The sequence below is a fragment of the Aeromonas sp. S8(2024) genome (assembly GCF_041403085.1).
GTDB lineage: Bacteria > Pseudomonadota > Gammaproteobacteria > Enterobacterales > Aeromonadaceae > Aeromonas > Aeromonas dhakensis.
Map to the genome: position 1 here is coordinate 1 of NZ_JBGLRF010000024.1, position 593 is coordinate 593.

Consider the following 593-nt stretch of genomic DNA (forward strand, 5'->3'; position numbering starts at 1 on the left):
AACTGCCTCAACTGCCTCAACTGCCTCAACTGCCTCAACTGCCTCAACTGCCTCAACTGCCTCAACTGCCTCAACTGCCTCAACTGCCTCAACTGCCTCAACTGCCTCAACCTTGTTCCGGGACCGGTCAAGGTCTACAGCTTTATATGTGATGTCTGTTAGCGCACGACATCCAGTTAGGTAGATATGAAGATCTTTGCTTCTTGTTACGCAAGAAGGGCGCTGAGATAGGTCAATCTCATCATTTCTGTGGATAAGTTTGTATAAAAGCTGTGCTTGGATATGAATAACTAAAAAAGTGCAGTTTTTTGCAATTTTATTGCAGGGGAGGGGTTGCCAGAACGAATTCACTCCCTATAATGCGCCTCCATCGATACGGCAAGCGGCAACGCAAACAAGTCTGTCGATAGCCTCGAAAAGCCTTTGAAAATAAGGCTTGACTCGAGAAGGCGGTTGAGTAGAATGCCACTCCCGCAGCAGCCAAAAGCTGCGTCGCTCTTTAACAATTTGAATCAAGCAATCTGTGTGGGCACTCACAGCATCGAGCATCAAAAACAATTTTTGATTTTCAATGTCTGATGAAGTGACCAAAG

At 46.0% G+C, this 593-nt stretch carries 2 protein-coding genes; both read right to left on the reverse strand.

From position 1 onward, the window contains the following. Positions 1-351: hypothetical protein (locus ACB031_RS22745; protein WP_371140265.1), on the reverse strand; the 351-nt coding region annotated here is incomplete at its 3' end. A 3-nt stretch (positions 352-354) separates the two neighbouring features. After that, positions 355-593, reverse strand: a 239-nt coding sequence (locus ACB031_RS22750) for a hypothetical protein (protein WP_371140266.1), incomplete at its 5' end; no start/stop codon positions are given.